The sequence below is a fragment of the Flavobacterium rhamnosi genome (genome assembly GCF_048286515.1).
Classification (GTDB): domain Bacteria; phylum Bacteroidota; class Bacteroidia; order Flavobacteriales; family Flavobacteriaceae; genus Flavobacterium.
In genome coordinates this window covers 1-25,934 of the sequence record NZ_JBLVPS010000003.1, presented here as the reverse complement: position 1 = coordinate 25,934, position 25,934 = coordinate 1, and the positions used below count along the sequence as shown (strand labels likewise).

Below are 25,934 nucleotides of genomic sequence, written 5' to 3'. Positions count from 1 at the left end.
TGTTTTGGTGGAATAGAAAAAACTCAATTGTAGGGAGGTTTGTAGTGGTGTCCAATTATATCACAACGTTTCTTTCAACCATTTGAAAAATTCACCTTGCCAAATCTGAGCATTTTGTGGTTTTAGCACCCAATGGTTTTCTTCAGGGAAATATAGGAATCTACTTTTTATTCCTCGCAATTGTGCCGCCTGAAAAGCTTCTTGTCCTTGTCCTACAGGCACACGGAAATCTTTGCCGCCTTGTATAATTAAAATAGGTCTGTTCCACTTCTCTACCATGCTCATTGGGTTAAATGTAGTGTAGGCCTTTTGAGCAATTGCATTGTCTTTTTCCCAATATGGGCCAGCAAAGTCCCAGTTGCAAAAGAAAACCTCCTCCGTACTTCCAAACATGCTAAGGGTATTAAAAACGCCGTCATGAGCAATGAACGTTTTGAATCTGTCCTCGTGAATTCCCGCTAAATAAAATACAGAGTAGCCACCATAACTTGCTCCTATACATCCTAAACGTTCCGAATCAACATATTTTTCTTTTGTTATATTGTCAATAGCTGAAAGGTAATCATCCATTACTTGTCCTCCCCAGTCTTTACTGATTTGCTCATTCCATTCCACACCGTGACCTTGCATGCCGCGACGGTTTGGCGCCACAATAATGTAGTCATTAGCAGCCATTAATTGGAAATTCCATCTATAAGAATAAAATTGTGTTAATGGAGCCTGTGGCCCGCCTTGACAATATAATAGTGTTGGATATTTTTTCGATGGATCAAAATTAGGAGGAAGTATAACCCAAACCAACATTTTTTTTCCATCAGTAGTGCTGACATACCTTCTTTCAGTTTTGCTTAAAGCCAATGTACTGTAGACTGCTGTGTTTACATTTGAGAGTTGCCTCCAGTTGTTTTTATGTAAATCAAAGGAAAATATTTCCGCCGCATGATTAATGTCAGTCCTGGTGACGATGATTTCATCGCCTGAAAAGCCAATTAAATCATTAATATCAAAATCTCCATTCGTGATTTGGTGAACGTTGCTTGTGATTTTAGTTAGTCCTGGACAATTAACCTCAAATAATTGTTTTGTCCCGTCTATTGGCGCAATAAAAAATATTTTTTTTCCATCAGTACTCCAAATAAAATGATTCACCGTCCCATCCCAATTAGCTGTCAGGTTCGTGTTAATTCCGTCTATATTAACGATTAAATCGTTTTTATCCGCTTCGTAACCATCATGTTCCATTCGTAGCCAAGCTAGGTTTCCAGTTGAAGAAAATTGCGGTTCGGTGTCGTAACCTAAATTTTCTTCGGTTCTGTTAATGGTTTTTCCTGTTTCCAGATTGTATTCGAAAATATTGGTATTTGTGGAAATAGCGTAAGCTGTTCCCGCTTTTTTCTTGCAAACGTATAAAATACTTTTACTGTCTGGTGACCAAATATAATCTTCGTCGTCACCAAAAGGTTTTTGTGGACAGTCGAAATTTTCTCCTTTCATAATGTCAATACCGACAGCACCTTCTTTATTTTCTTTGTGAAAAACATGATTGAATTTGCCTTCATTCCAAGTATCCCAATGGCGATAATTTAGTTCATCGTAGATTTGAACTTCCGATTTTTCCAATTCTGGATACAAATCTTTTCCAAGAACTTTGTCGACCTTTACCTCTTCTTTATAAACAATATATTTTCCATCTGGAGAAGTGTTCTTGTCTTTTAATATGGCAATGGTGTCTTTTATTTCGGTTGGATTTCCGCCATTTATTGGTAAGGTGTATAGTGTTGTTTCCGATTTATTGTCTACAATTGAAGGCGTTTCTACTTTATAAACTACATTTTTTGTGTCTTTGGAAATGCCTAAAGGAGTTATTCTTCCTAATTTCCAAAGCAATCCGGGTGTCATTACATTTTGTGCCATAGCATTTAAGCAATTTGTCATTAGGGTTGTGAGCAGTATTTTTTTAATAAAACTGTTTTTGGACCATAAAAATAGCCAATTTAATTGGATGTTTGTCGTTTTAATAATGGCTTTTAGGGCCCGATGGTAATGAAGATCCTTTTGCGTTTTTTTCTCTGAATAAATAAAAGATTGCTTCACGCTACTTTTATTTTAATTGGAACTCAGAGAACTTATTTGTACCGCACAGGGGGATTTGCTTTTAAAAATTATTATTTTTATAGAAAAATATTTGGATATGGACTTGAGTTATTGGGAATTAAAAAACTGGTTTACTGAGGTAGATTATACGATTGTCGGGAGCGGTATTGTGGGCTTACATGCTGCACTACGCTTACGTGAAAAATTCCCAGACAGTAAAATTCTAGTTCTCGAAAAAGGGATGTTACCACAAGGAGCCAGTACTAAAAATGCAGGTTTCGCTTGTTTTGGAAGCCTTTCAGAAATTATTGACGATTTGAAATCCCATTCGGAAGAAGAAGTGGTTAATCTGGTTCAGAAAAGGTGGAAAGGTCTGCAATTGTTGCGAAAAAGACTTGGTGACAACACTATTGATTTCAAGCCGTTCGGCGGGTATGAATTGTTTTTAAATACCGATGAAAACAGTTATAGCGAATGCGTTGGGAAATTATCTTTCATCAACGAGATCTTAAGGCCACTTTTTAAAGCAGATGTTTTTGCCAAAGAAGTAGATCGTTTTGGATTCAAAGAAATACGGGAATATTTGGTTTTTAATCCTTTTGAAGCACAGATTGATACTGGAAATATGATGCAGGCCTTGTTGAAAGAAGCAATTTCTGAAAATATCTTAATATTGAATCAACAAACGGTAACTTCATATTTTGATAAGGGGGATACTGTTGAAGTAGTCCTTGGCGACTTTAGTTTTACTACAAAAAAAATATTGTTCGCGACCAACGGTTTTGCAAATGCGTTGACTGTTGGTGCTGTTAAGCCTGCCAGGGCACAAGTTTTAATTACGGAACCAATTAAGAATTTAGATATAAAAGGCACTTTTCACCTCGATAGAGGTTATTATTATTTTAGGAATGTTGGAGATAGGATACTGTTAGGTGGTGGAAGAAACCTTGATTTTGAAACTGAAACAACAACTGAATTTGGACAGACAGAAATTGTCCAAAAAAAATTGGAACAATTATTAAAAGAAGTAATTTTGCCGAATCAGGATTTCGAAATTGCACACCGTTGGAGCGGAATTATGGGTATTGGCAATAGCAAGAATCCTATTGTTTCACAAGTCTCGGATAACGTGTATTGTGGTGTGCGATTGGGAGGAATGGGAGTGGCAATAGGTAGTTTAATAGGAACAGAATTAGCAGATTTAGTATAATGGCAACAAGAATAGCACCAAAAAGGTCAAAACAACCCGCAAAAAATGAAACAACCTCTTTTATGAACAAACTAACCCGTTTTTTATTTAAAGTTTTCTTGTGGTTTATCGGATTGTCTTTATTTTTTGTGGTTCTTTTTAAATTTGTACCAGTAGCGTTTACCCCTTTGATGGTAATTCGTGCCATCGAAAATAAAATGGCAGGAAAAGAAATTTTTTTCAGTCATGATTGGGAATCACTTGATAATATTTCAGTCAATCTGCAAAAAGCCGTTATTGCAAGTGAAGACGGAACCTTTCTGAAACACAATGGTTTTGATTTTGTTGCGATGCAAAAAGCATATAAAAGCAATGAAAGAGGACGTAGAATTAAAGGAGGAAGCACAATATCGCAACAAACAGCAAAAAATGTATTTCTTTGGCAAGGTCGAAGTTATTTAAGAAAGGGCTTAGAAGCCTATTTTACCGTTTTGATAGAAACTATCTGGGGAAAAAAACGCATCATGGAAGTTTATTTGAATAGTATCGAAATGGGCGATGGTGTGTATGGTGCTCAAGCGGCAGCAGAGCATTGGTACAGAAAAGACGCTTCAAATTTAACGCCAATGCAGGCCGCAGGAATAGCTGCGATATTACCGAACCCAAGAAAATATTCAGCTACAAGTTCTTCTTCATATATTAATAGAAGAAAAGCTAAAATTGTGCGAGTGATGCGACATGTGGGGAGAATCGAATATTAAGCCAGTTTTTATAGCTGTCTTTCTTTTTTATAAAAAATAAAAAAACCGTAAATCCTTATTTTAAAGGTTTACGGTTTTTTTGTGGAGAAGATGGGGCTCGAACCCACGACCTCTTGACTGCCAGTCAAGCACTCTAGCCAACTGAGCTACATCCCCAGGAATGTTTCGCAAATATAACATATAATTGGAGTAAAAAGCAAATTTCAAAAATACAAATGCATTCTATTTGAAAAAAAAGAAAAAGCATCCTTTACTTTTTTTAACTTTACATCAAAATAGGTACTATGGTAGTAGAAAATCCAACAGGTTCGCTCATCACAACAATCGAAAATAAAATCGCCACTATTGAATTTGGTCATCCGGCGAGCAATTCCTTTCCAGGAGAATTGTTAGCACGTTTAACAAATGAATTCAAAATTTTAAGCGGTAATCCAGCTGTGTTGGTGATTATTATTAAAAGTGAAGGCGAGGGTGCTTTTTGTGCAGGGGCCTCTTTTGACGAGCTTTTAGCTGTTTCAAATCAGGAAGAAGGTACAGTATTTTTTTCTGGTTTTGCAAATTTGATTAATGCTATGCGGTTGTGTTCTAAACTTATTGTTGGCCGAATTCACGGAAAAACAGTAGGTGGAGGCGTCGGAATTGCTTCCGCTTGTGATTATACATTGGCGACAAAAAATGCCTCAGTAAAGTTATCTGAGCTGGCCATAGGAATTGGTCCGTTTGTAATAGAACCTGCTGTTTCCAGAAAAATTGGAAAAACAGCAATGGGCGAAATGACATTAGCAGCACATGAATGGAAAAGTGCTGATTGGGCCAAAGAAAAAGGATTGTATGTGAATATTTTTGAGACCGTTGAAGAGCTTGATACAGCTTTAGTTAGTTTCAGCGCTAAATTGGCTGGTTATAATCCGGAAGCCTTGTCTGAAATGAAAAAAGTATTGTGGGAAGGAACCCAAGGCTGGGAAACACTATTGTTAGAACGCGCTGCTATTTCAGGAAGATTGGTGTTGTCTGATTTTACCAAAAAGGCTTTGTCACAATTCACAAAGTAATTTTTTAGTATCTTTTTCCTGATGAAAAGTATGTCTTTTAATAGAATGAAAGAAAATCATCTTAAAAAATGATGCGTAATCCATTAAGGCTAGACTTTAGTGTAATCCGAATACCAAGATTTTACATGTCATTTCTCATATCAATTTGCTAAATTTGCATCAAAATTAAACTCCGATGAGCAATATCAGAATTACAAAACAATTTAGTTTCGAAACCGGTCACGCCTTATATGGTTACGACGGGAAATGTAAAAATGTTCATGGGCATAGTTATAAATTGTCAGTAACAGTGATAGGAAAACCAATTGAAAACCGCAATGATGTAAAATTTGGAATGGTTATCGATTTTTCTGATTTGAAGAAAATTGTAAAAGAGGAAATTGTGGATCAATTTGACCACGCAACAGTTTTTAACGAAACAACTCCTCACATTGAATTGGCAAACGAATTAAAAAATCGTGGTCATCACGTTATTTTAGTAGATTATCAGCCAACAAGTGAGAATATGGTAGTCGATTTTTCACAAAGAATAATGAGAAGATTGCCAGAAGGAATTAAACTTTTCTCCTTAAAACTTCAAGAGACAGAATCTTCTTTTGCAGAATGGTTTGCAAGTGATAATATGAAATCCATTCTTTAACTAGATGCAATTACCAAACAATAAAAAGGTATATTTTGCCTCCGATCAACATTTTGGTGCGCCAACGCCTGAATTGAGTTTTCCAAGAGAACAAAAATTCGTAGCTTGGTTAGACGAAGTGAAAAAAGATGCGGAAGCTATTTTTTTAGTAGGTGATTTATTTGATTTTTGGTTTGAATACAAAACTGTTGTCCCAAAAGGATTTGTTCGTGTTTTAGGCAAACTTGCCGAAATTCGCGATAGTGGGATTCCTGTTTATTTTTTCGTAGGAAATCACGATTTATGGATGGAAGATTATTTCCAGAAAGAATTGAATATCCCTGTTTTCTACGATAATCAAGAATATACTTTTGGAGATAAAACTTTTCTTGTGGGACATGGTGATGGAAAAGGTCCGGGTGATATAGGTTACAAACGAATGAAAAAAGTATTTACAAATCCGTTATCAAAATGGCTTTTTAGATGGCTTCATCCGGATATTGGAGTAGGATTGGCGCAATACCTTTCTGTAAAAAACAAATTGATTTCCGGTGATGAAGATGTTACCTTTCTTGGTGAAGACAAGGAGTGGCTTATTCTTTATTCTAAAAGAAAACTAGAAACTAAACATTATAATTACCTTGTTTTTGGACACCGTCATTTACCTATGAAAGTTACGGTTGGCGAAAATTCTGAGTATGTTAATCTTGGTGATTGGATCACTTATTTTACATATGGTGTTTTTGATGGAGAGAATTTTGAAATCAAAAAATATCAATAAATTTTAAAGCCTTTCTTCTCTGTTTTTATTTTTTTTAAACTATGTGAAAAAGGTAGTAGGGCGCAACGGATCTCATTACAAACTGGAAAACTAATCAGATCCCCAGCTGATGTGAGCGTTGTCCGTCTGTCTGTGGAAAATTGAAATCTAAATCCTAATTCATTCCTACGCCATTCAAATAATCATCCAGTTTGATTTTGAACAAAGTTCCTTCCACCAAGTCTTTCATGGCTTTTAATTCTTCCATGGAAACGGCCAAATCAATTTGTGAGCAAGGTGTTTTAAGTAAAAATTTATGGCATTGATTTTTTAGCTCGCAATCCTCACAACAAGTGTTTAGTATAAAACTATCTTCGATGCAATCCTTAAATAAAAGGAGTTCATTCTTTGTAAAATAAAATCCTGTTTCTCTAAAAATCAATTGGACTTTATCCATGACAACATCGTTCTCTTTTTTCCAGTAGAATGAAGTTCCTAAATCATTGTAGTATATCTGTTTTATTTCTTTCATATGAATTCTGTTTGGAACAAATATAATAATTATTTAGATTTATTCTAAATAAAAAGCTCTAAAAAAAAGTCGGTAAGTAATCCTAAGATTATTTTACCGACTTTATATGTATGAAGTTGCTTTTTAAGAGATGAATATTGAAAAGTGTTGAATTTTATTCCTGATTTTCGTGGTCCTCTAAATCTTTTGTCAAATCCAGTTTTCGGAAAGAAGGAGATGTTATTCCCGTAAGCAGTACTATAAATAGTGTCATGCTTCCCCCAAAAACCACAGCAGTTACTGTTCCCATCAATTTTGCCGTAACGCCACTTTCAAAAGCCCCCAATTCATTAGAAGAACCCACAAACATCGAATTTACTGCCGATACTCTGCCTCGCATGTGATCGGGTGTTTTTAGTTGCAAAATAGTCTGACGGATAACCACCGAAATACCATCGAAAACACCGCTTAAGAATAGGGCTAAAAGAGATACCCAAAAGATAGTGGAAATGCCAAAAATAATGATGCAGACTCCAAAGGCGAAAATGGCGGATAAGAGTTTTATACCCGCATTTTTACTCAGTGGAACATAGGCTGTGATAAGCATTGTAATAAAGGCGCCCACGGCTGGGGCAGCTCGTAAAAAGCCAAAACCTTCCGGCCCTACTTTTAATATATCTTGTGCAAATATAGGTAAAAGTGCAATGGCTCCCCCAAAAAGGACAGCTACCATATCAAGTGTTATAGCTCCTAAAACTGTTTTGTTATTGAAAACAAATTTTATTCCTTCGGTCAAACTTTGCATAACAGGTTCTCCTATTTTTGGATTCAAAATAGGTTTCTTTTCTATTTGAGATAAAGCAAGCAAAGCAAAAATAGAGCAGGCAAAAACAGAACACATTGACCAATGGACTCCAATTAAAGTAATAGAAAAACCTGCAAAAGCTGGCCCTAAAACAGAAGCGATTTGCCAAACGGAACTACTCCAGGTAGCCGCATTTGGATAGGCTTTCTTAGGAACAAGCAGTGATAATAGGGAAAAGATGGTAGGCCCCAGAAAAGCCCTGACTAATCCACCTAGAAAAACTAGAAAGTAAATAGAATACAAAATGGTTTGGGTGCCGAAATCACTTACAACTGTAGGCCAAGTCAATAAAAATAGACCAAAACTAATGACCGAAAAAGCCAAAATACATTTTAACAATAGGCCTTTTTTTTCCTTTTGATCTACAATATGACCTGCAAATAAGGCCATGGAAATTGCGGGAATAACTTCCATTAAGCCTATTATTCCTAGTGAAAGTGGATCTTTGGTGATGCTGTATACTTGCCATTCGATAACGATAAATTGCATCGACCAGGCAAAAACCATGGCGAAACGCAACAACAAAAAAGTATTAAATTCTTTATAACGGAGGGCTGCATATGGATCTTTGTTTCTCATTCTTATAAGTGTTATTTAATATCTCTTAATCTTAATTGTAAACTTACATTCCCTTTCCATTCATTTTCATCAATGGAATAAACCATGTCAAAAGGTTGTTCGTTTTTAACAGTTTGTAATTTGTTGCCTAAGCCAAAACCAATCGCAGCAATCCCTTCTGAGTTGTTTTGCTTTACAAATAGCTTCAAATGTTCGTCTTCTTGTCCCAAAGGCTTGCCATAACCAGTGTCTTTTACATTTTTAGTCAGGAAGACGGGTGTCATATTTTGAGGTCCAAAGGGTTCAAACTGTTTGAGAATTCGAGTCAGTTTTGGGGTAATGTCAGCAAAATTAATTTCAGCATCAACCGAAATTTCGGGAGTTAGCATGTCAGGATGAATGGTTTTTTCAACCTCTTTTTCGAAAGCATCTTTAAATAGTTGGTAGTTTTCCTCTTTCAAAGTCATTCCGGCAGCATACATGTGACCACCAAATTGTTCCAAATGTTCGGCGCAGGCTTCCAATGCATTATATACATCAAATCCTTTTACCGAGCGAGCCGAAGCAGCATACTTATCACCACTTTTTGTAAAAACAAGGGTTGGACGGTAATAGGTTTCAATCAATCGTGAAGCCACAATTCCAATAACTCCCTTGTGCCAATCTTCTTGAAAAACTACAGAGGTAAAGCGGTCTTTTTCCTTGTTGTCTTCAATTTGCGAAAGCGCTTCTTTGGTGATTTGTTTGTCTAATTCTTTACGATCCGAATTGTATTTTTCGATTTCAGAGGCAAATTGTTGTGCTTGCTCAAAATCAAATTCAGTAAGTAATTCTACTGCGTGATTGCCATGTTTGATGCGTCCCGCAGCATTAATTCGCGGTGCAATGATGAAAATGACATCAGTAATATCTAAGGTTTGTTTTTTTATCTGGTGAATCAGAGCCTTGATTCCTGGTCTCGGTTCGGAGTTTATGACTTGCAATCCAAAATAAGCCAATACTCTGTTTTCGCCTGTCATCGGGACAATATCAGCCGCAATTGCAGCCGCAACTAAATCCAGATATGGGAATAAGTCTTCGATGGTTTCATTCCGATTTTGACCTAAAGCCTGAATTAATTTGAAGCCAATTCCACAACCGCACAATTCATCATAAGGATAATTGCAATCATCTCGTTTTGGGTCGAGGACGGCAACTGCTTCAGGTAGGTGTTTATCAGGTCTGTGGTGATCACAAATGATAAAATCAATGTTTCGTTCTTTGGCGTAGGCTACATGATCAATGGATTTTATACCGCAATCTAAAGCTATAATAAGCGAAAAGTCGTTGTCATCAGCAAAGTCGATTCCTATGTAGGAAATTCCGTATCCTTCGTTATAACGATCCGGAATGTAAGTGGCAACGTTAGGATAATAGGTTTTTAAATAGGAAGAAACGAGCGAAACAGCTGTGGTGCCATCAACATCATAATCGCCGAAAACGAGAATATTTTCGTGATTTTCAATCGCTCTTTCGATACGCTCTGTAGCCTTATCCATATCTTTCATCAGGTATGGATCGTGCAAATCAGCTAAACTGGGGCGAAAAAAACGTTTGGCATCTTCAAAATTTTCAATGCCACGTTGCACTAATAATGTTGCCACAAAATCTTCCACATTCAAAGCTTGGGCGAGATGCTTCACCTTGTCTTCGGAAGGTTTTGATTTGATAGTCCAACGCATATGGTTTGGGATTATAAGATTTTGATTTGGGATTTTATTTAGCTGGGCGCAGTCGAGACACATCAATTGGTCATGACTACGCTCGACCTGACTCCTGCAATAATTTTATTTTCTATTTTGAAACTAAAGCTGTCCCTTCAAATTGAATTCCGCTCCATCCTGTTTTCATAAAGTTACGAATGTTTTGATGGTCGGTTTTTTCTGGATTTTTCAATACATCTTCATAGTAATATGCTCCAAAACACGCTAATGTTTCTGCTTCGGTTAAGTTTTGTAATTGGGCAAAAGCAAATAATTTACAAGAACCGGAATTTTCTCCTGCGGTATTGATTTGCAAACCGTTTTGAAATGTGGTTGGAGTAAAAGTGTAGTTTTCTTCAATGGTTGCAATAGTATCGGTAAATGTGATTGCTTCCGGACTTTGTTTTAACTTTTCTAAGAAAGATGCTGGACTCATATTTATATTATTCTTCAGATGAAAATTTTGATTTTTTAGGGTCTTTAGTAATTGTTTTTCCGCTTATCACCACAACAATTTCTCCTCTTGGAGCTGTTTTTTCAAAATGGGCTACGACTTCTTTGACTGTTCCACGAATGTTTTCTTCGTGCATTTTAGATAATTCCCTGGAAACCGAAATTTGTCTGTCTTCACCAAAATAGATAGTGAATTCTGCTAAAGTCTTTACTAATTTATGGGGAGAAACATACAAAATCATTGTCCTGGTTTCTTCCGCCAAAGCTAAATACCGAGTTTGACGTCCTTTTTTGTCAGGCAAGAATCCTTCGAAAACAAACTTGTCATTGGGTAAGCCACTATTGACTAATGCAGGAACGAAAGCCGTTGCGCCGGGTAAGCATTCGACATCAATTCCGTTTTCGACGCAAGCACGAGTTAATAAAAATCCAGGATCGGATATGGCGGGTGTTCCCGCATCTGAGATCAAGGCAATATTCTCTCCGGCTTTCAATCTTGAAATTAAATTTTCTATGGTTTTGTGTTCGTTGTGCATATGATGGCTATACATGTGCGTGCCAATTTCAAAATGCTTTAACAATTTTCCACTAGTTCGTGTGTCTTCGGCAAGAATCAAATCGACTTCTTTAAGAATCCGAATCGCTCGAAAAGTCATGTCTTCGAGATTGCCAATGGGCGTAGGAACGATATATAATTTTGACATAAATTAAAAAATTAAACACATCCCGAATTTTCGAGATAAGAAGTAAAACGGGATGAATTTTAGAACGTAAAAATTCAGTCCGTTTTTTATTATTTTGTTTTTGTTCAAAAGAACTCAGAACAATTAAAACGGAATTACAGGAATTTTTTCTCTATAATATCCATAAAACGCTCCTCGTAATCTTGTTTTCCTTCCCAGTTATTGTAATCTGGCTTTACCATTTCCTGAATGAAATCTCTGGTTTCGTAGAACGTATCAAACGTGATTAATTGATTTAAAACACGGTTGTAATCCTCACTGCTATTGCCAAAGAGGTGTTTTGTAAACGCAATTCGATCATTCAAATCGATATTGATGTTTTTTGCTAATTTTTCGTTTAATGAAGCTATTTTTGGTTCCGCCAGCTCTTGTTTTGCTTCTTCAATAGTATCCAATTGTTTTTCTTCGAAATCAATTGCAATGGTCGTAGGGATATTTTCAAGTGGATGTACTTTTACAAATTGGGCATCACTATAATTACCCCCTAATAGATCTTCGAAGGAAATTTGGACCGCCTCCATTTTTTTTGGCACTTCGATTTCAACTACTTTTTCTTCCTCAACTTCTTCGACTTCTTCCTCATTTGATAATTCAAAAGCAGGGGTGAAAGGGGCAGTTTCGCGAGACACAATTTCTTCTTCAACAGCTGTTTCCTCCTGAGCTGGTGCTGCTTCCTCAATTATTGTTTCTTCTTGGGCTACTATCTCCTTTTCAACAGCTATTTTTTCTTCTTTTTCCGTTATGGGAGTTTCGATACTCTCCTCTGAAGTTATTTCTTCAGCAAGAATAGTTGGAGTTGCCGGAAAAATTCCAGTTGTTCCTACGGTTTGTTCTACAGGAGTTTCAACTGCATGTTCTTCAACTGCGGTGTTTTTATCAGACTGTGCAGCTTCTTTTTGGTCAAAAACTTCTTCTATCTTCTTTTCTATTTCAGTAAGTCCAATGGTTGGTTTTACCTCGCTAAAATGCTCGTCTACAAATCGCAAGACAGAAAGTTTTTCATATAATTTCTGCGTTTCCAGATATAATTGATTGATATCAGATTTATTTTTTAGTTGTAATATTCTGTGTGCAATGCTGATTAAATCGGCTTCCAATTTTTTTTTCATAACTTTGAAATTATAGTGTGTTAGGCGGGTCTTTATCAATAAATTTATTCCTTAGTTTTATTTAGCCTAAGGAAGAAGTAACCTTTAATAAAAATGTTATACTTTTGAAACGATGTAAAAGTATAAAATTTTCAAGTCGGTTTTATCCGTTACAAAGTAATAAAAACTATTCATTTTTTAAGTCAGAAAAATACAAAATGTTTCTCGAAAATACAGTAAATCATAAAGAACAATTTGGTTGGATTGAAGTCATTTGTGGCTCCATGTTTTCGGGTAAAACCGAGGAATTGATCCGGCGTTTGAAAAGAGCGCAATTTGCCAAACAAAAAGTAGAAATTTTCAAACCGGAAATTGATACGCGTTATCATGACGATATGGTGGTGTCGCATGACGCTAATGAAATCCGTTCCACACCTGTCCCTGCTGCTGCAAATATTGCTATTTTGGCGCAAGGTTGTGATGTGGTTGGAATTGACGAAGCGCAGTTCTTTGACGACGAAATTGTCAAAATCTGTAATGATTTGGCAAACCAGGGAATTCGTGTAATTGTTGCCGGATTGGATATGGATTTTAAGGGAAATCCTTTTGGCCCGATGCCTGCGCTCATGGCAACTGCCGAATATGTCACTAAAGTGCACGCGGTATGTACCCGCACCGGAAATCTGGCGAATTACAGTTTCCGAAAAACAGACAATGACAAACTTGTTATGCTAGGTGAAACCGAAGAATACGAGCCATTGAGTCGTGCCGCTTATTATCACGCGATGAGAAAAGATCACGAGAAATAAAAAAAAATCATTTTTTTTACAAATCAAAAACCCTTTCAGAATTCAAAATCTGAAAGGGTGGTTTTGGATAGTATCACATACTAGATCGTAATTCAAATTGTCAAAATCATGATTGCTTACATCTTCTTCCTCATTCTGGCCACAGGAATGTCCAGTTGTTCTCTGTACTTTGCAATCGTTCTTCTGGCGATGGGATAGCCTTTTTCTTTTAGTATTTCGGCTAATTGATCGTCAGGAAGTGGTTTTTTCTTGTCCTCTTCCTCTATGGTGTTCTTGAGAATTTTCTTTATTTCAAGCGTAGAAACATCTTCTCCCTGATCATTTTTCATTGATTCTGAAAAGAATTCTTTGATCAGTTTCGTTCCATAAGGCGTTTCCACGTATTTGCTGTTGGCCACACGAGAAATCGTCGAAATGTCCAGACCTACCATGTCGGCAATGTCTTTCAAAATCATCGGTTTTAACTTGGTTTCATCACCATCTAAGAAGTACTCCTCCTGATAATGCATAATCGCATTCATAGTTACAAAAAGCGTTTCCTGGCGTTGTCGTATTGCATCGATAAACCATTTAGCCGAATCCAGTTTTTGTTTGATAAACTGTACTGCATCTTTTTGCTGTGCTGATTTATCACGGGAATCCTTATACGTTTGCATCATTTCCTGATAATCTTTGGAAACGTGAAGGGAAGGAGCGTTTCGTCCGTTTAAGGTCAATTCCAGTTCACCGTCTACAATTCTGATGGCAAAATCAGGAACCACGTTTTCAGTGACTTTATTGTTTCCGGTAAATGATCCGCCTGGTTTTGGATTTAGTTTTTCTATTTCGTGAATTGCTTTTTTAAGTTGCTCATTCGAAACATTGTGCTTTTGTAAAAGCTTGTCGTAGTGTTTTTTAGTAAATGCATCAAACTGGTTTTCGATAATATCCGTGGCCAATTCCACATATTCCGTTGGAGTCTTGTGTTTCAATTGCAACAATAAGCATTCCTGTAAATCACGTGCGCCCACACCTGAAGGTTCCAGTTCATGAATAACGTGTAACAGTCTTTCAACAGTTTTTTCGTCGGTATAAATTCCTTGAGTAAAAGCTAAATCATCAACAATATCAGAAATGCTTCTTCGGATATAGCCCATATCGTCGATGCTTCCCACTAAAAATTCTGCAATTTCTCGGTCGTCGTCATTCAGAATGAATGTATTCAACTGATTGATTAAATCCTGATGAAAACTCACCGGAGCAGCAAAAGGAGTTTCGCGATCCTCATCGTCGTCACTATAATTATTTGCTTGTGTTTTATAGTCCGGTGTTTCGTCGTTGCTTAAATATTCGTCAATGTTAATGTCTTCGGCGTCAATACGCTCGGATTCCGCATCGTCATAATCATCATAATCTTCGTTTTCGAACTCGTCTTTTTCGTAATCCTCTTCTTCTTTTCCAGTTTCCAGCGCTGGATTCTCGTTCATTTCTTCCAATAAACGTTGTTCAAAAGCTTGCGTAGGCAATTGAATTAACTTCATCAACTGAATTTGTTGAGGAGATAATTTCTGTGATAATTTTAAATTTAGAAATTGCTTTAGCATGTTAGTTTATTTGGTTATTCGTTTATTTGGTTATTTGGAACCAAATTCACAAATCAACTTTTATTAAAATTCGGCATTCATTGGTGTTCTTGGAAAAGGAATTACGTCACGAATATTTGTCATTCCCGTTACAAACAATACCAAACGTTCAAATCCAAGCCCAAATCCAGAGTGAACTGCTGAACCGAATCTTCGTGTATCAAGATACCACCATAATTCTTCTTCGTCAATTCCTAAGGCTTTCATTTTTTCAACCAAAACATCAAAACGCTCTTCTCTTTGAGAACCACCTACGATTTCTCCAATTCCAGGGAAAAGGATGTCCATAGCGCGAACTGTTTTTCCGTCTTCATTCAAACGCATATAAAATGCTTTGATATTCGCAGGATAATCAAACAAGATTACCGGACATTTAAAATGTTTCTCCACTAAATAACGTTCGTGTTCTGATTGTAAATCAGCTCCCCATTCATTAATGATATAATTGAATTTTTTCTTTTTATTTGGGGTAGAATCTCTTAAAATGTCAATTGCTTCAGTATAGGAAACACGTTTAAAATTGTTTTCCAAAACAAAATTTAATTTTTCCAAAAGCGGCATTTCACTTCGGTCCGCGACTGGTTTTGATTTCTCCTCGTCCAATAATCTCGTTTCCAAAAATTTCAAATCTTCGGGACATTTGTCCATCGTGTATTTGATTACGTATTGGATAAAATCTTCGGCCAAATCCATATTGTCATTCAAATCATTGAAGGCTACTTCTGGCTCAATCATCCAAAATTCTGCAAGGTGACGGGAAGTATTGGAGTTTTCGGCTCTAAACGTTGGCCCAAAAGTATAAATCTGTCCCAAAGCCATCGCGAAAGTCTCTCCTTCCAGTTGTCCCGAAACCGTAAGGTTCGTTTCTTTTCCGAAGAAATCTTCCTTGTAGTTCACTTTTCCTTCTTCGGTTCTCGGTGTATTGTCAAATGGTAAAGCGGTCACTTTAAACATTTCACCGGCACCTTCAGCATCTGATCCCGTAATGATTGGTGTATTTACATATACAAAACCTTTTTCTTGAAAATAACTATGAACCGCATACGATAATACCGAACGCACTCTCATAATCGCGCCAAACATATTAGTACGGACTCTTAAATGTGCATTTTCACGCAAGAAATCCAAGCTTGGTTTGTTTTTAGGTTGTATTGGGAATTTCTCCGCATCGGAATCTCCAAGTATTTCGAGTTTGGCTACCTGAATTTCATATTGCTGACCGGCACCTTTGCTTTCTACCAGGTTTCCAGTAACAGAAATTGCTGCGCCAGTGGTAATTCTCTTTAATGTTTCATCTGGAGTGTTCTCAAAATCGACAACACATTGTATATTATTGATGGTCGAGCCATCGTTTAAGGCAATAAATTGATTGTTTCTAAAAGTTCTCACCCATCCTTTTGCATTTACTTCATGAAGCGTCGTAGTACTGTTTAGTAAGTCTTTAACTTTTGTATGTCTCATTTTAATGATTTAATTGATATTGAAAATTGTCTTGTAATCGAAATGCAAATATAAATGATTTGTTTCAAATGACATTGCCACAAAGGAGTAATCAGGGTTTATTCAGGACCTATTTCTTCCTTTTTACTGTATCAACGCAAAAAAGCATTGGATGTCGTTGCAATCTGGGCCTGGGAATCGATAATCGAACCATTATACTTTTAAACAATTTCATTTTTCCGTTCAGGACTTTGCTCTTTTGGGGGCTGAAAATCAAAAAATGCTAATCCGGGAAATTATTTTTTATGTAACACTACTATAATCTAGATTTTTATTTTTAAGAACAATGCGATTGTTTCTTGATCGGGATTATAATTTATTATTTATTAAGTCATCATAACTGCAAACTGAACTTCCTTAAATCCCTATTCTATTTCTTTTTTTTCACAATGTTTTATTAATGAGTTCGTTTTTTCATATGGCAATGGGTAAATTTGAAAGACAACAATAAATTAATAAAAACATGATAGTACAAATCAACACAGACAATAATGTAGAAGGTCATGCGCGTTTGAAAGCGTATATTTCGGAGGAATTGGGAACAGCTTTAGCACGTTTCGAAGATAAAGTGACGCGATTAGAGGTGCATCTTGGAGACGAAAATAGTGATAAGTCCGGAATCAACGACAAGCGATGTCTTATTGAAGCCCGACCGGTAAATATGCAGCCTGTAGCGGTTACGAATTATGCGGATACAACTGAGAAAGCATTTCACGGGGCGTTGGACAAGATCAAAAAAGTGTTGGATACGACTTTCGAAAAACAGAAAACGTATTAAATAGTTACCTTTTGGTAAACACGAATTAAAAATAAAAAATGACATTACCTTTTAAATAAGATAATGTCATTTTTTTTGCTTGTTGTTTTTTAAACGGACAAAAATTTATTTGTTGAAAAGTAGCGCTGCTAACGCTTCGTCCCTTTTATATACATCTTCATAGAAATGAATAACTCCTTCGTCGTCTACCCAGGAGGTAAAATAACCAATATAAACTGGGATTTTGTTTTTGAGCGTGTACCAGTATTCTTCTCCTTCGTTCATCGCAGCTTCAATTTTTTGAGCATTCCATTTTTTGTCATTTTTCATAATGATTGCAGCTAACTCTTTTGGCTTAGCCACACGAATACATCCGTGACTGAAAGCTCGGTCTTCTTTACCGAATAAGCTTTTTGATGGCGTGTCATGTAAATAAATAGCATTCGAATTAGGGAATAAAAACTTTACTAATCCCAATGAATTCTCAGGTCCTGGTTTTTGTCTGACGTAATCGTCTTTCCATTCCATGTCATGTTCTTCTAAGTAATTTGGGTTCTCTTCAATCGCTGGAAGAATCTCTTTTTTCAAAATGCTTGTTGGAACGTTCCAATAGGGTCTAAATACGATATATTTCATCGGAGCACTGAAAATTACCGTTTTGTGCAAGGCTTTGCCGACCACTACTTTAGATCTTAATTCTGGTTTCCCATCTCTGAAAAACGTTAGCTCATAAGCAGGAATGTTAACCACAATTAATTCTTTTGCTTTGGTAATGTCGTTTGAAATCCATCGGCAGCGCTCCATATTTACCATAATGGTTTTAATGCGTTGTGCTACGGGCACATTCATGTATTTAATATGTTCTGGCAAAATAGTTTTATTGAGGGTGTTGCCACTTCTCTTTTTGAATTTCAAAATTCCGACAGCCAGTGCGTCATCATAAACCGCACTTTTTGAATCGGAAGCAATGTCTCCGGTAATCAGTAAACGTTGTCTTATTTGTGCAATCACCGTAGCGCTGTCTCCTGGTTTGTATGACTTAACATTTGGATCAAGAGCTATAGCTTTCCATCCACCCTTTTTTTCTATTTGACGGTATTCTTTTAAGACATCTTTGAGAAGATAATATTGTTTAAGTACGCCTTTTTCGTCTTTGTTGATTAGCGAAGGGTCGATTAAAAGCGAATCTAAATAGTTAACATATGATTTCTTTTTTCGAGGCAGAAACCATCCAAGATCTCTGCTTTTTTGAGTGTCTATGCCGTCATATACCTTATCGGCATAAAAAAAGTACAGCGCAGAACTTAATAGTTCGGTATCAAGATTTGCCTTTTGATTGTCTTCCGGGTTGTCATAAATATCGTCCAATTTTTCTTTATAAGGAATAGCGGCCTGAATTCCTTCTACTTCCAAATTATTGACTTTGTTGTACAATAAACCTGCAAACTCGTTGAGTCCATCATTATCGTACCAGATATAATGAAATTGTTCTTTACGATACAACTTCATTACGTCAGCTTGATAGATTTTTAATTTAGGATACTTTTCGAAAAAAGTTTTAACCTGTGTGCTGTCAAAAGTAACCGCTGCATTCCCGTCCGAAGGGTTTTCTGTAGAGTCTTTTTTGTTCTTATTGCAGGCAATGGTGGTCAACAAAATTGTAAAAACAATTAGTATAATAGGGGAAAATAACTTTTTCATAGGTTAAGCTTTAATTAGTGCGTCGTGATTTCATTTGAGGCGGTACAAAAATACGTCAAATCTAGCCCTATAGTACCAGTTTTGAACAAGTTGCATTTCTTGTCGTTAAAACAGTATCTTTACCTGAAGTCTATATTTTAAATAAAATAATCCCATAACTATTTGTAAAACAGTAAGTTGTTTGTTTTTATTTATTTTAAATTTTAAATTTTTTGTCAAATAAATTCAAGAAAATCCAAAAATTATGAAAAAAATAGTTCTGTTATCTTTAACTATTTTGCTGTTTTCAGCATTTATCCCAATGGATCAAGACACTTCTAAAGAGAAGGATAAGATTAATGCTATGCTTGACCTTTGGCACAAAGCGGCTGCAGAAGCAAACTACAACGCCTATTTTAATTTGATGGTTGAAGATGCTATTTTCATTGGTACAGATGCTACCGAAAATTGGAATAAAACAGCTTTTCAAGCTTATTCAAAACCTTATTTTGACAAAGGCAAGGCTTGGAATTTTATTGCATTGGAGCGTCATGTTTATTTTGATGAAACCAAAAAAATAGCTTGGTTTGATGAATTGCTGAGTACCCAAATGAAAATCTGCCGGGGTTCAGGAGTACTAGTGAAAATAGGTAGGGATTGGAAAATAAAGCATTACGTTTTGTCGATGACCGTTCCTAATGACAGTGCGGATGCCGTCATCAGGATAAAAGCGCCTATAGAAGACGGGCTCCTGAAGAATTTTCAAGAATAAGTAGTAATTTGATTTCTTTTTTAATTCCTGTGCGGAATTCATTATAATTTATTCCTCAATAAACAGCTAATATTGAGACGTTAAATTGCATAAAATTAAAAAATCGTCTTTAAAATTATTAATTTGACGATAATTGTTGGCTTAGTCCCTATTTTAAATTGTTTTGTGACTCGAAATTAATTTTTTTTTAACTTTGACCCCTAATATAATAGGGTTAAGTAAATAAAATGAAAATAGAGAAGCGCTGGATCATATCCTTTATAATTATAAGTATTGTTTGTATCACTGGCGTATTTTGGCCGGCAGTCACAGAAACTGATGCCGTTCTTTCACAATTTGGAACTACTGACCAAATCGTCCCTGCAGATGTTGCATGGATGCTGACCTCCTGTTGTTTGGTTTTAATAATGACACCGGGATTGTCTTTTTTTTATGGTGGAATGGTAGGGAAGAAAAATGTAATTTCCACCATGTTGCAAAGTTTCGTTTGTTTGGGAGTTGTCACTTTAATATGGGTGGTCGTAGGCTTTAGTTTGGCTTTTGGAGAGCCATTAGGAATTAACATAGGTTCTGGTTTTTATAGTTTTGTGGGTGACCCAACTTCGTTCACATTTATGGACTATGTCGGGGTATTGCCGCATGAAAAAATAGCGAGCACGGTTCCCTTTATGTTGTTTGCTTTATTTCAAATGAAATTCGCGGTTATTGCACCTGCAATAATAACTGGGTCTTTTGCAGAACGCGTTCGTTTTATTTCGTATTTACTTTTTATTTGTTTGTTTACGCTGTTCATTTATGCGCCTTTGTGTCATGCGGTATGGTATCCTACGGGAATTTTGGGGTCTTATTTTGGTGTTAAAGATTTCGCAGGAGGAACTGTAGTACACATGAGTGCTGGCTTTGCAGCCTTGGCAGGTGTTATTGTTTTAGGAAAACGGAAAAACAGTCGACATGTACCTACTAATATTCCTTTTGTTTTATTAGGAACCGGAATGCTTTGGTTTGGTTGGATTGGGTTTAATGCCGGTTCTTCTTTGGAAGCCAATGGCGTTGCAGCGATGGCATTTGCTACCACAACAACTGCATCAGCTGCAGCTATGCTTGCCTGGATTTTCTTTGATCGAATAAACGGCCGAAAAGTTTCGGCACTAGGAGCCTGTATAGGCGCTGTAGTCGGATTAGTGTCTATAACACCAGCGGCGGGCTACGTGTCGGTTCCTGAAAGTATGTTTTTTGGATTTATCGCAGCTCTTGTTTCAAATTGGGTTGTTAATGCTAAATTTTTAGAAGGAATTGATGATACTCTGGATGTTTTTGCATGTCATGGTGTGGGTGGAATTATGGGTATGATTCTAACAGCAATTTTTGCTCATGGTGAAAACGCCAGCTTGCTTCATGGAGGCTGGGAAGTATTTGGACATCACATGATGGCGTTAGTTCTAGTTTCAATCTATACTTTTTTTGGGGCTTATCTTTTATTTAAGATCACCAATAGAATTATCCCAATGCGTGTCTCAGAAGAATCTGAGATTATAGGGTTGGATTTATCACAACATGATGAAACACTCTTTCCTATTGAGTGTGCTGATTTAGTTCTTGAGGAATAGGAATCTGGGGCGTATTAAATTTGCTTACTAAGAGCTAGGCTAAAGGGGATGATTGGGTAAACGAAATTTAGTTTGTGTACAATAGTTTCATAGCGGCGTATTTTTACGTTATCTTTATTTTAAACGATAACGAAAATACAGATGATTCAGTTTTGGGAAACCACAAAAACATATTTTAAAACAGGAAGCTTTAGAGGAATAATCAAGAAGATTAGTTTTTTCTTTGTGGGTATTGTTTTCTTTGTTTTGCTGTGTTCCGGATTTTTAGCGATTTATTTTGACAATAATAAAACAGAAATCGTAGCTCAAATTAATGCCAAAATCAACGATAATATAAAAGGAACAATCCGTATTGGGGATATCAAATACAAGTTCTTGAAGGGTTTTCCCAATATGACTTTGGCCTTAAATCAAGTGGAGTTAAAAGACAGTTTGTGGGCACTACATAAACGAACTTTATTTAACGCAGAACAAATCGAGATTCGTATCGGTCTTTGGAGCTTGCTTGTAAATGAAGTAAATATAGATAAAATAGAAATCCAGAAAGCAACCTTATATTTGTTTAAGGGAAAAAATGGAGTTGTAAATACCGATGTTTTCAGGCCCAAACCCACAGCTAAGAAATCAGAAAGTTCAACAACTTCTTCGATTGATGAGGTTAGTTTAAGCAAAGTCCATTTTGTCTCTGAAAATCAATTAGGAAATAAGCTATTTGATTTTCATATTATTGATTTAAAAAGCAAAATAAAACACAACCAAGATAATTGGAACACGAATCTCCATCTTAAAACGCTTGCCAAAAATATGGCTTTCAATACAAAAAGAGGGAGTTTTATTAAAGATAAAATACTGGACGGGACTTTAGTAGTTGATTTTTCCAATGAAAAAAACCAGATCAGTGTAAGGTCTGAGAATCTCGAAATTGGAAAAGATCTTTTTGATATCAAAGCGCACTTTAGTCTGGATAAAAAAAAATCACCTTTTGATATTGCAATTACAACTACCATTTCATGGCTGGATGCTTCCGCTTTAATGAGTCAAAATATCAGCTCCAGAATAAGTCGATTTGATTTGAAAAAGCCAATAGAAGTGGGTTGCACAATTGCTGGAGATTGGAATGCAAGTGGCGATCCTGAAATTGTTGTAAAAGCAAAAATCACCGATAATGAACTCCGGATACCGGACGGAGTTATCACCGATTGTACTTTTGATGCCAGTTTCACAAATAATTATAAAAAAGGGAACGGTTGCAATGATGTCAACTCCACCGTTACACTGGCTAATTTCTCAGGTGCCTATAAAACCATTCCTTTTACGATCCCGTTGGGAATGATTTCTAATTTTGAAAAAACGATTGCTACCGGAAGTTTTAAATCTGATTTTAATGTTGCCCTCTTGAATGAAATGATTAATAAAGATTTCGTGCGTTTTTCCGATGGACAGGTTAAAGTCAATTTGGATTTTAAATTTGACATTGTAAATTTAGAAATACAAAAGCCACTTTTTACCGGTGATGTAACAGTCACAAATGCAACGGTAAATTATGGGCCTCGGAATTTAACTTTTCTAAAAACTGACATTGAGCTTGATTTTACGGAAGAAGCGCTTCTGATCAAAAAAATTAATTTTAAAGACCGTCGAAACGCAGTTTTTATGGAAGGTAAAATAGATAATTTCCTCACCTTATTTTACGAGAATCCGGAAAAAATGATAGTTAATTGGGATATTTATGTTCCTTATCTGAATGTCAAGCAGTTTTTGGGAGTTATTACAAAATCCCATCAAAAATCCCGCAGAGAAAAAAATAAAACGGATGCTTTTTCTGATAGACTTTATTCCGTTATTGATAAATGCCAGGTAGTGTTGAATTTAAAAGCCGATAAAATGGTGTATAATAAATTAGAGGCGACCAATACTAAAGCTACCGTTTTATTGGCTAACAATAGATTAATTGTAAAAAATGGATGGGTACAAAGTTCAGGAGGGACTATTTCTTTTGACGGACAGTTGGTACCACAAGATGATGCTTTTCTTTTTGAATCCAATGCAAAAATTAATCGTGTGGATATAGAGCGTTTTTTGACGTCGTTAAACAATTTTGGGATTCAATCCTTTAAGCCAAAAAACATTAAAGGGTTTCTGTCTGCTACAGCCTCGCTTACAGGAGGACTACTTACAGGAGGTCAATTAAAAACAAATTCTCTTGCAGGTACTGCCAAATTTGATGTAATAAAAGGGGCTTTAATCGATTTTGAACCGATACAGAAAGTGGGCAGATTTGCTTTCCCTTTTAGAGATGTTGACAATATTGTGTTTAAGGATTTGTCAGGAAACTTTAAAATAAATGGAGATTTAGTAAATGTCAGCAATTTAAGAGTCAGTTCCAGCGTTCTGAACTTAGATATAAACGGAGTATACTCATTTAGCAGAGGTACTAATCTGGCATTGACCATTCCGTTGAGAAATCCGAAAAGGGATGATAAAATAACTAATAAAATGGAAAGAGCCGAGCGAAGAAATAATGGAATCGTCTTGTATTTATTAGCTGTTGACGAAGCGGGGAAAATAAAAATTAAATGGAATAAAAACCATGAAAACGCAGATATCCAATAGAAGATGCAGTGGTGAAAATGATGCGTTTGAAAAAATTAATTTATTTTTTGGAATCCTCAGAAAGTAATAATTCGGTTAAGCTTTCATCTCTTAAGTATAGATCATTATAAAAGCTAATTTCGCCAGAATCGTCTACCCATGTGGTGAGATACCCAATGTGGATAGGGATTTTCTTTTTTAGGACACAAGTGGTTTCCTTACCGCCTTCCATAGCGTCATTGATCCGTTCGAGTGGCCAGTCGGGGTCATCTTTCAAAATCAAAATAGCCAATTCTTTAGCCTTTTTTACATTTATACAGCCATGACTAAATGCCTTATACTCGTATTCAAACAAATTTTTGGATGGCGTATCGTGTAAATAGATACTATTGGAATTCGGAAAGATAAACTTAACCTGTCCCATCGGGTTTTTTGGTCCGGGTTTTTGCATGACTTTCCCATTGTTCCATTCCATATTATTGGAAGCTAAATAATTTTTGTCTCTCCTCATCTCTTCCTTTAATTCATTTTCAATGATGCTTTGGGGTACAATCCAGTAAGGACTAAAGACGAGGTGACTTATGTTACTGCTAAACACTACTGTTTCAGTCATGTTGTTGCCGACAAGGACGCTCGACTCCAATTCAATTTTGCCTTTCCTTTTAAAAATCAGTTTGAAAGCCGGAATATTTATAATGATGTATTCTTCTGCTTTTGTCAACTTTGGAGCAATCCATCGGCAGCGTTCCATATTTACCATAATGGTTTTGATGTATTTGGCAATAGGTATGTTCATTCGTCGAATATGAATCGATGTAATTATATAATCTTTTTTATAGCCATTTCTTTTTTTGTAATTCAATATGCCAGCCATTAATTCATCATCATAAATATTACTTTTGGAATCTTGTTGCAAATCTCCGATGACGGCTAGGCGTTGCCTTATTTGACCAATGGTCTTCGAGCTGTCGTTTGGTTTATATTCTTTTACCAAAGAATCTGGAATTATGGTATTCCAATCACCATTTTTTTCTATTTGACGGTATCTTTTTAGAACATCCCGCAGTTTGTAATATTGTCCAAATAGCTGATTTTCATTTTTGTTTAATAGTTTAGGGTCAACTAATAAAGAATCCAAAAGGTTCTCGTAAGACAGGTTTTTCCTTGGTAAAAACCATCCGACTTCCCTGATTTTAGCCGTTTCAATTCCATGAAATACTTTTTTCGCATAAAATACATACATAGATGTTAATAGGAGTTCCGTGTCAGTTTGTGATAAATTATTTGTGGATTGGTCATTAAAAATACCATCAATTTTATCTTTATAAGCTAAGCTGGTCTTAAGGCCTTCTTCTTCTAATTGGTTTGCTTTAGAGTATAATAAATCGGCAAACTCTATAAGCCCTATACTGTTATACCAAATAGAATTATAGTTTCGTTTTTTGTATAAAGCACTAACATCCGATTGATACTTTCTTAAATTGGGATACCTCTTGAAAAAATTCGCAATGATAACACTATTAATATCGATTATCGATTTTGTGGATGTTATTTGAGCTTCGGCAAGAGAAGCTTTACTAGCCGTTATATTTTTATTTCTATTACGGTCAACAGCGCTAAGTAAAAAGCTAAATAATATAATTGCAATGGCTAAAACAAAGTTTTTCATGGCATAATTATTTATATAAAGGTAGAAAAAAAACGGTTATTGTATGTGAAATCGAATGTCAAAGCCGTTTACAGTAAGAGATTTCTTGTTGAAAAGCATATCAATTACGATAATTTTTCAAGAAAGCCCCCATAGACTTGGGTCTTTAGACGGGGGATGAATTGAAAATGCAAATACTTCTAATCATTTTAGATATACAAGTGACAATTAAATACTTTTTTTTATATATTTGTTTAATGGAAAAGCGATGGAGGAAAAGCAGAAGTGCTACATACAATATAGCCTATCATTTGATATGGTGTCCAAAATACCGTAGAAAGGTATTGATTAACGGTATTGATATTAGATTAAAAGAGTTGTTGAATGAAAAAGCGATTGAATTAGGTGTCGTGATTGAGAATATGGAGGTAATGCCTGACCATGTACATCTTTTTGTAAAATGCGAACCAAGTGATGCACCTCAATTTTTGGTGGGTCAATTTAAAGGATAT

Annotated in this window: 22 protein-coding genes and 1 tRNA gene; 11 read left to right on the top strand and 12 right to left on the bottom strand. The window is 35.9% G+C overall.

What is annotated here, in order from left to right; translation table 11 throughout:
* Window positions 1-60 precede the first annotated feature (60 nt).
* Window positions 61-1,962, bottom strand: a complete 1,902-nt coding sequence (locus ACNQGN_RS03010) for a S9 family peptidase (RefSeq protein ID WP_417986623.1) — start codon at window positions 1,960-1,962, stop codon at window positions 61-63.
* Between the two features lie 229 nt (window positions 1,963-2,191).
* Between ACNQGN_RS03010 and ACNQGN_RS03005 the strand changes: the two genes are divergently transcribed.
* On the top strand, window positions 2,192-3,304 hold the full coding sequence (locus tag ACNQGN_RS03005; RefSeq protein ID WP_417986378.1) for an NAD(P)/FAD-dependent oxidoreductase: 1,113 nt from the start codon (window positions 2,192-2,194) through the stop codon (window positions 3,302-3,304).
* Complete coding sequence (gene mtgA / locus ACNQGN_RS03000) at window positions 3,304-4,044, top strand: monofunctional biosynthetic peptidoglycan transglycosylase (RefSeq protein ID WP_417986377.1); 741 nt, start codon at window positions 3,304-3,306, stop codon at window positions 4,042-4,044. Before ACNQGN_RS03005 ends, mtgA begins: the two co-directional genes overlap by 1 nt.
* An 82-nt stretch (window positions 4,045-4,126) precedes the next feature.
* Here the strand turns inward: mtgA and ACNQGN_RS02995 are convergent.
* Window positions 4,127-4,200 (bottom strand) — tRNA-Ala (locus tag ACNQGN_RS02995).
* 128 nt (window positions 4,201-4,328) lie between these two features.
* Between ACNQGN_RS02995 and ACNQGN_RS02990 the strand changes: the two genes are divergently transcribed.
* From ACNQGN_RS02990 to ACNQGN_RS02980, 3 genes are all read left to right on the top strand, one after another.
* Window positions 4,329-5,096, top strand: coding sequence for an enoyl-CoA hydratase/isomerase family protein (locus ACNQGN_RS02990; protein WP_417986376.1), 768 nt, complete (start codon window positions 4,329-4,331; stop codon window positions 5,094-5,096).
* Between the two features lie 175 nt (window positions 5,097-5,271).
* Window positions 5,272-5,736 (top strand): 6-pyruvoyl trahydropterin synthase family protein, encoded by a 465-nt coding sequence (locus ACNQGN_RS02985; protein ID WP_417986375.1) that lies wholly within the window; start codon window positions 5,272-5,274, stop codon window positions 5,734-5,736.
* Between the two features lie 4 nt (window positions 5,737-5,740).
* Window positions 5,741-6,496, top strand: coding sequence for a UDP-2,3-diacylglucosamine diphosphatase (locus ACNQGN_RS02980; protein WP_417986374.1), 756 nt, complete (start codon window positions 5,741-5,743; stop codon window positions 6,494-6,496).
* A 154-nt stretch (window positions 6,497-6,650) separates the two neighbouring features.
* On the opposite strand, the gene ACNQGN_RS02975 is transcribed toward ACNQGN_RS02980, so the two are convergent.
* The 6 genes from ACNQGN_RS02975 to ACNQGN_RS02950 all read right to left on the bottom strand — a co-directional run bounded on the left by ACNQGN_RS02975 (window position 6,651) and on the right by ACNQGN_RS02950 (window position 12,456).
* The gene (locus ACNQGN_RS02975; protein ID WP_417986373.1) at window positions 6,651-7,007 is read right to left on the bottom strand and encodes a hypothetical protein; all 357 of its coding nucleotides are present in this window, start codon (window positions 7,005-7,007) and stop codon (window positions 6,651-6,653) included.
* A gap of 154 nt (window positions 7,008-7,161) precedes the next feature.
* Window positions 7,162-8,430 (bottom strand): MFS transporter, encoded by a 1,269-nt coding sequence (locus ACNQGN_RS02970; protein ID WP_417986372.1) that lies wholly within the window; start codon window positions 8,428-8,430, stop codon window positions 7,162-7,164.
* A gap of 11 nt (window positions 8,431-8,441) precedes the next feature.
* On the bottom strand, window positions 8,442-10,130 hold the full coding sequence (recJ, locus tag ACNQGN_RS02965; protein WP_417986371.1) for a single-stranded-DNA-specific exonuclease RecJ: 1,689 nt from the start codon (window positions 10,128-10,130) through the stop codon (window positions 8,442-8,444).
* Window positions 10,131-10,242: 112 nt separating this feature from the next.
* Entirely contained in the window at window positions 10,243-10,587 is a 345-nt protein-coding gene (locus ACNQGN_RS02960) for a HopJ type III effector protein (protein ID WP_417986370.1), read from the bottom strand.
* A gap of 7 nt (window positions 10,588-10,594) precedes the next feature.
* A complete protein-coding gene (gene rsmI / locus ACNQGN_RS02955; RefSeq protein WP_417986369.1) occupies window positions 10,595-11,308 on the bottom strand; it encodes a 16S rRNA (cytidine(1402)-2'-O)-methyltransferase in 714 nt (237 codons plus the stop codon).
* Between the two features lie 134 nt (window positions 11,309-11,442).
* Window positions 11,443-12,456, bottom strand: a complete 1,014-nt coding sequence (locus ACNQGN_RS02950; protein ID WP_417986368.1) for a hypothetical protein — start codon at window positions 12,454-12,456, stop codon at window positions 11,443-11,445.
* Window positions 12,457-12,653: 197 nt separating this feature from the next.
* Between ACNQGN_RS02950 and ACNQGN_RS02945 the strand changes: the two genes are divergently transcribed.
* Window positions 12,654-13,244: a thymidine kinase gene (locus ACNQGN_RS02945; protein ID WP_417986367.1), complete on the top strand. Its 591-nt coding sequence runs from the start codon at window positions 12,654-12,656 to the stop codon at window positions 13,242-13,244.
* Window positions 13,245-13,360: 116 nt separating this feature from the next.
* On the opposite strand, the gene rpoN is transcribed toward ACNQGN_RS02945, so the two are convergent.
* Both rpoN and asnS read right to left on the bottom strand, forming a co-directional pair.
* On the bottom strand, window positions 13,361-14,827 hold the full coding sequence (gene rpoN, locus ACNQGN_RS02940; RefSeq protein ID WP_417986366.1) for an RNA polymerase factor sigma-54: 1,467 nt from the start codon (window positions 14,825-14,827) through the stop codon (window positions 13,361-13,363).
* Between the two features lie 63 nt (window positions 14,828-14,890).
* Window positions 14,891-16,327: an asparagine--tRNA ligase gene (asnS, locus tag ACNQGN_RS02935; RefSeq protein ID WP_417986365.1), complete on the bottom strand. Its 1,437-nt coding sequence runs from the start codon at window positions 16,325-16,327 to the stop codon at window positions 14,891-14,893.
* A gap of 502 nt (window positions 16,328-16,829) precedes the next feature.
* Between asnS and ACNQGN_RS02930 the strand changes: the two genes are divergently transcribed.
* Complete coding sequence (locus ACNQGN_RS02930; RefSeq protein ID WP_417986364.1) at window positions 16,830-17,144, top strand: HPF/RaiA family ribosome-associated protein; 315 nt, start codon at window positions 16,830-16,832, stop codon at window positions 17,142-17,144.
* Window positions 17,145-17,249: 105 nt separating this feature from the next.
* On the opposite strand, the gene ACNQGN_RS02925 is transcribed toward ACNQGN_RS02930, so the two are convergent.
* The gene (locus tag ACNQGN_RS02925; RefSeq protein ID WP_417986363.1) at window positions 17,250-18,824 is read right to left on the bottom strand and encodes a L,D-transpeptidase family protein; all 1,575 of its coding nucleotides are present in this window, start codon (window positions 18,822-18,824) and stop codon (window positions 17,250-17,252) included.
* A 244-nt stretch (window positions 18,825-19,068) separates the two neighbouring features.
* Between ACNQGN_RS02925 and ACNQGN_RS02920 the strand changes: the two genes are divergently transcribed.
* The 3 genes from ACNQGN_RS02920 to ACNQGN_RS02910 all read left to right on the top strand — a co-directional run bounded on the left by ACNQGN_RS02920 (window position 19,069) and on the right by ACNQGN_RS02910 (window position 23,795).
* Window positions 19,069-19,575 carry a nuclear transport factor 2 family protein gene (locus tag ACNQGN_RS02920; protein WP_417986362.1) on the top strand — a complete coding sequence of 169 codons (507 nt, stop codon included), beginning with the start codon at window positions 19,069-19,071 and terminating at the stop codon, window positions 19,573-19,575.
* A 227-nt stretch (window positions 19,576-19,802) separates the two neighbouring features.
* Entirely contained in the window at window positions 19,803-21,182 is a 1,380-nt protein-coding gene (locus ACNQGN_RS02915) for an ammonium transporter (protein ID WP_417986361.1), read from the top strand.
* 141 nt (window positions 21,183-21,323) lie between these two features.
* Window positions 21,324-23,795 (top strand): AsmA family protein, encoded by a 2,472-nt coding sequence (locus ACNQGN_RS02910; RefSeq protein ID WP_417986360.1) that lies wholly within the window; start codon window positions 21,324-21,326, stop codon window positions 23,793-23,795.
* Between the two features lie 40 nt (window positions 23,796-23,835).
* Here ACNQGN_RS02910 and ACNQGN_RS02905 read toward each other — a convergent pair whose 3' ends face one another.
* Window positions 23,836-25,443: a L,D-transpeptidase family protein gene (locus ACNQGN_RS02905; RefSeq protein ID WP_417986359.1), complete on the bottom strand. Its 1,608-nt coding sequence runs from the start codon at window positions 25,441-25,443 to the stop codon at window positions 23,836-23,838.
* A 236-nt stretch (window positions 25,444-25,679) separates the two neighbouring features.
* On the opposite strand from ACNQGN_RS02905, the gene tnpA reads away from it, so the two are divergent.
* Window positions 25,680-25,934 (top strand): IS200/IS605 family transposase (gene tnpA / locus ACNQGN_RS02900; RefSeq protein WP_417986358.1); only part of this gene is annotated, 255 nt, incomplete at its 3' end.